General features: G+C 42.9%; 5 protein-coding genes. All 5 read left to right on the top strand.

All coding sequences use genetic code 11. The annotated features are described in order from the left end of the window. The first annotated feature begins 200 nt into the window (after positions 1 to 200). The 5 genes from AAGA18_15755 (at position 201) to AAGA18_15735 (ending at position 5,525) form a co-directional block, all read left to right on the top strand. A complete protein-coding gene (locus tag AAGA18_15755) occupies positions 201 to 920 on the top strand; it encodes a TadE family protein (protein ID MEM9446796.1) in 720 nt (239 codons plus the stop codon). A gap of 23 nt (positions 921 to 943) precedes the next feature. After that, entirely contained in the window at positions 944 to 3,685 is a 2,742-nt protein-coding gene (locus tag AAGA18_15750; GenBank protein MEM9446795.1) for a pilus assembly protein TadG-related protein, read from the top strand. Between the two features lie 708 nt (positions 3,686 to 4,393). Then, the gene (locus AAGA18_15745; GenBank protein ID MEM9446794.1) at positions 4,394 to 4,609 is read left to right on the top strand and encodes an IS3 family transposase; all 216 of its coding nucleotides are present in this window, start codon (positions 4,394 to 4,396) and stop codon (positions 4,607 to 4,609) included. 6 nt (positions 4,610 to 4,615) lie between these two features. Further along, a complete protein-coding gene (locus tag AAGA18_15740) occupies positions 4,616 to 4,822 on the top strand; it encodes a DDE-type integrase/transposase/recombinase (GenBank protein MEM9446793.1) in 207 nt (68 codons plus the stop codon). Between the two features lie 352 nt (positions 4,823 to 5,174). Continuing rightward, positions 5,175 to 5,525: a hypothetical protein gene (locus AAGA18_15735; GenBank protein MEM9446792.1), complete on the top strand. Its 351-nt coding sequence runs from the start codon at positions 5,175 to 5,177 to the stop codon at positions 5,523 to 5,525. Positions 5,526 to 5,582 lie beyond the last annotated feature (57 nt).

The raw sequence follows: 5,582 nt of genomic DNA, 5'->3' as shown, positions 1-5,582 counted from the left end.
TGGATTACTTCCCAGCAGCGACCTTACTATTACTTTAGAGAGTGATTTTTCTTTCGTGACTCCGCTGATAGGCGGCTTTTTGAACAATGACGATGACACCTTTACTATCAGAGAGGAAATAACTGTCGTAACCGAAGATTTTGCTTACACGGACAATTTTGCATCTCCTTGATCTCAATCAAACCCGTACCAAAAAGAATATGAAATTAAGAATAAACAAGAACGAGAGAGGCCAAGCGACTGTCGAGTTTGCCCTCTTTGGAACGATGCTCATTGTGCTTACCTTAGTGGCTTACGACTTGGCTAGCAATATCAGTAAAAGCCAATCTATTGCCTCTTCTGCTAGAGAAGCAGCTAGAGTCTTTGTCGCCAAAGACGGCCTCCAAGCCGCATTTGGCCCAAATGAATTGCCCAATAGCGCTGCATTCTTAGCGAGCAAGAGAATTGCTACACAAATGATAGCACCACGCGATATCGAGATAGATCCAGATGGAACTGCTACATTTAATGAGCCGGATGCATCTGACAACACAAGCTGGGGACTCATTCTCAGTATCATTACTTTGGAAGACCATGATGAGAATGCTAAAACCCCTGAGGTTTTTGTTGTAAATTCTGCACAGGCTTACCCTGCATACGTAGACTCCTCTGACACCACTAGAAATGTCCCTATCTGCAAAAATAAAGATTTTAGAACACGTATCATTCCTTCAGATGATTATACCGATTTTAAAGGCGACCCTGTGTATCCGTTTGTCGTTGATAACTCTGATGAACTAGGGCTCGACCCAATCATCATGCAGAAAGGACAGGTTATGGTGGCTGTAGAGATGTTTTATGCTCCTGAATTTTTGACAGGTCTAGATAGCTTAATAAACCTGGCCAACTTTAACCAAATGTATGAAATAGCTTTTTATTAAGATATTAAACAATGGAGTCCTCTATGAAAGAGCAATTAGAAATAGTTTGTAAAAGGTACATAAGACGGCGCGGCCAATATACAGCCTTGTTTGCCATCTTATTGCTGCCCATGCTTTTATTCACTGGCATGGGGCTAGATTTCGGGATGTATTATGTAGATGAAGCACGTCTCGTCCGTTCAGTTGACGGAGCTGCTCTGCGTATAGGCACTAATTATACCAGTGATATCGAAAGACAAAAAGCAATCATTGGTGCTATGATGAAAGCCAATTACCCTGGATGGGGTGATACCATTTGGAACTCGGAACTTACAGCTTCCGGATTCTATGAAGGTATCTCCACAGGCACATCTAAAGATAAAGATGGCACACCTCAGGCAATTGGAGTCGTTAGGTTTTCGACTAGTTCCACACCTTTAACTGGCTCAGCTACTTTTGAACACCCTTCAGTGGCTGGCTTTGATGGAGAAGATAACATGGGAAGTGCTAAAGGAGGAATTGATTTTGATACCACCATGAGCTCAGCCTTATATGAGGGCTATGAATGGGATGAAAACGTTGGAGAGGATTATGGCAAGTCAGCTGCTGTAGATATCGAAATCGAAGCGGTGGTTCGACATAAGACTTTTTTCCTACCGCTAGTAGGCCTAACAGAAGCTGACATGGTACATAGCGCTACTGTTACTCGAAATCCTAAAGTTATCATGCTAGTTCTGGATAACTCTAGGTCTATGACCAACACTATCTTTTCTGGCGAAGGGGACAGGATACGTAAAGACGAAGCGCTGGCAAAAAGTGTCACCGATTTTTTAAATTTTTTCGATAATGATCAGGATTATTTTGGGGTGGTCTATTTTGCAGGTAAAGGAAAAGTGGCTTTCCCCAAGGGGGGACCATTCGTGCCTAGACAAGATTTCAAAAAGGAAATCATTGACATGTTGAAGCCAAAGGATACTCAAAGCACTCAATCAATTAGAGAAGATTGGGATATTGAAACAGATTACATCTTAGGTCCGCATACTAACGGACAAGAAGGCTTCAGATTAGCCTACAACATGGTGGAAAACTTCCTCACCGGTCTTCCTGATGCCAGAGATAAAGTAGATATCCATTATATTATTTTTTCTGATGGCGAATTTAATGCTATGAGAACATTTGTTAGAGGATCAGGTTACAACAATCTCCATGATGAAGATAACGATCCTATGAGTGTGCCATGGACGCACCATATAAAGCCTCTTACCTACAGCAAAGACATCGGTGGCACTATCGGAACTTTTAACCGCTTAGATCCTTATTCTGGAAAGTTAAATGGTTCATTTGACTTAGATACGCTTGTTGGCAACATCGATACCACTTCCATTCCGGGTGTTAATGCGAATTTGTGCACTTTTGTAGCGTCCTCTATGCTTGATGTCATTCACAGAAGTCCTGCGGATAACAAGGAGTATATTGCTAGTCCGTCATACAATGCTGACCCAGCAGACGGCATTACCGTAGCAAATTCCATCATAACCGCAAACTCTCTTTCCGTGCCAGTGGAAAGCAGAAATGATGATTTCTGGGCTCCATGGGGGTGGGTTGATGAGATGCTTCCTGCAACCGCACCTAACAATCTTAGAACAACCAGTCCTATTCCGGTGGTTATGACAACCTTTACTGACTCTTCATTTGACGGTAAAGCAGCCTACCTGGAAAATACTTATGTAGCAGGCACCATACCAGCTTTAGGAACAGACTATAAATATTCAGCCCTTAGAATTGACTCCAATGGCGAAGAACTTTCTGGCCAACCTGATGAGAAATTTTTAGTCAGCCCAAAACTCATGGCCGCCATCGTTGAAAATGAGATAAACAGAATGGAAGAAGACATTATGGTAGCTTTTCCGGGACGTATTCGGACACCTCGACAAAATTGGACCACGGATGCCACTACTAGAGTCAGACGTATGCCCCTCTACAGGAAAGGTTGGCATGAAGATTGGAAAAATGTTTCTGAAGCTTATTATTACTACCGTCAATCCAGTCTATCAGCGGATATCCGTTGGACAAGCAACATCGTTGGTTCTGCTCAGGACATAGAACCTCTAGAACTGCAGCATGAACCCGGAGTAATAACTGCTCACAACAGCTACATACGTTATTCTGGGCTACGCACCAGTGATAAGCCAGACAATAACTTACGCATATGGTGTTGGTCCGACGACGATAGTGAAATAAGCGGCTACAATCATAAGTACGATAGAGATCGGACTACTGATTCCTGGTTTTATGTGGAAACAGCCTCCGATCATCCACACCGTTCTCATAGAGGTTTTAGGTTGCAAGAGATTTATCCCAAATTTACATTTGGAGGAGAGCTCTATGAATCCGAGCTGGGAGTTCCTCAAAAATTTTACAAATGGAGTTCCCCTGGAAATGACCAAAACAATAAATGGGTTAACGTTGAAAAAAATAATATAAGAAACGAAATGACCTGGATCATGGAAGCACAAGCATGGCTTGCTAGGAAAAATCACGATGCTAACATTTACACTGTCATATTGAATTCGAATACAAGTCGCGAACACTTCGCTATGGCCAACGTCAGATCCGATTATATCTTCGTAGAGGATCCAAGTTCCAGAGGCGGTGTTAATATTGCAAAAGCACCATTAGATACAAGTCAACCCAGCGGGTTCAGTGCCGATGCCTCAACGAGCAACGATCTAAGTGCTGCCTTTGATTTAATAGCCCAAGACATCATCGCTACATTTACCAAATAATAGTCAATTCTGACTGATATAGCTAGCACATGCCAGAAGGAATGCACTAACAACGCTCATAGATTTTGTTTGCTATTTCCTTAGTATTTTTTCTAAATAACTGGATAACACTTTCATTCTTTGATTTGACCGATGAAAACCCCTAGAGAGATCTACATAGTCTCCTGGATAGCGTAGGATTAATCTCTCCTATATACCTAGGTTGAAACGGAGTATGACTGATATAACCCCAGAAGTTAGACAGATCAAAAATGTAGCTTTGTCCGGATAAAAAAGAAGGACAAAACGAAATGACAAGAAGCAAATATAGTGAGGAAAAGATTGTAGGGATACTTTGAGAAGGTCAGGCAGACATGACGGTAAAGGGGGTTGTGTGCCAAGCACAACATAAGTAAGCAGACCTACTACAAATGGAAGAGGCAATACGGAGGGATAGAAGTCTCTGATGTTCGAGCGATGCGTACTGTGGCCGGTGAGAATGCGTGGCTTAAGCAAATTGTGGCAGACCAGGCGGTTCAAATAGACATCTTAAAGGCTGTGAACGCAAAAAAGTGGTAAGCCCTTCGAGCAAGCAGAGGGCCGTAAACATAGTGATCGAAGAAGGTTTTGGTAATAAGAGCCAGGCATGCCGAGCTCTTGGTTTACCGCGAGCCAGTGCCTATTGGAACAGCAAAATCAGCGAGAGTTCTCGGCTGCTACACATAGCCGATCGTCAATCTATCGCGTGAGCATCCACGATATGGCTACCGGAAGATCACAGTGTTACTTCGGCGAGAAGGCTCGAGAGTCAATGAGAAGCGGGTGCAACGCATCCGAGGTAAACTTGGATTACAGGTGAGCCGTAAACAGCGCAAAATGAAGCGCACGGGTAATGGCACTGCCGAAAGGCAATCAGCTAAATATGTTAATCATATCTGGAGGTGAGACTTTGTGCATGATCAAACCGAGAACGAAGGACGCTTTCGCATCCTGACAATCATCGATGAGTTCACCCGGCAGTGGTTGGCAGACTATCTGGATTATTGGATTCGTGCTGAGGATGTGATCACAATTCTGGAAAAAACGATAGAGGAGTATGGGGCGCCTGAACATATTCGTAGTGATAATGGTCCGGAGTTTATAGCCTATGCTGTATAGGACTGGCTTGGGCAAAAAACCATCAAGACACTATATATCAAGCTTGGTAGTCCCTGGGAAAATGGACACATTGAAAGCTTCCACGGAAAAATAGGAGATGAATGTCTTAAGCGGAAAGATCTTCGGAATCCGGCTTGTCATCGGCGATTATCGCTGCCAATATAATCATCAATGACCGCACAGCTTACTGGGCTATAAAACGCCGGTGGAATTTGCGGCTGGCGTTGAGACTCCGCTTCAACCTGCGGCCTTCGCCCCGTCTTAACGTATCAACAAGAAAGATAAACAACTGGCAGAACCATACCATTGATGTGTTCAGCTTTTAGGGTAAGGTCAAAACCACTTTTTACTCATGCAAAAATGGAAGAACCTGGGAGGATATAACCCGGACGAAAGCAAAATCGTTGAGGAAGCAAATTGGTTAATAGAAGCCCAAAGTTACCTAGCCCGGCGCGACCATAACGCAACTGTTTATTTTGATCTTCAAGCCGAGGATGTCCATCTTTCAATGTCGAATGTCACACAAGTCATTAACCTCATTGGCATCATGCAGGGGCAAAAACTAAGCGAAATTATTGACAGCATTGATCCAATTTACAGCGATCAGCCTAAGGGCATTTGTTATCAAACAGATGATCCTGCTAATTTATTACATGCTTTCTTAAATATCGCTTCGAAAATAGCACTCAAATACACAGAGTAGCATATATTGAGATTCATAGATCTGTCTTTAGTGTATTACATTTCTTGTTTATTTAAG

The sequence above is a fragment of the Verrucomicrobiota bacterium genome (assembly GCA_039192515.1).
GTDB lineage: Bacteria > Verrucomicrobiota > Verrucomicrobiia > Methylacidiphilales > JBCCWR01 > JBCCWR01.
This window is presented reverse-complemented; position numbering and strand designations above follow the sequence as displayed.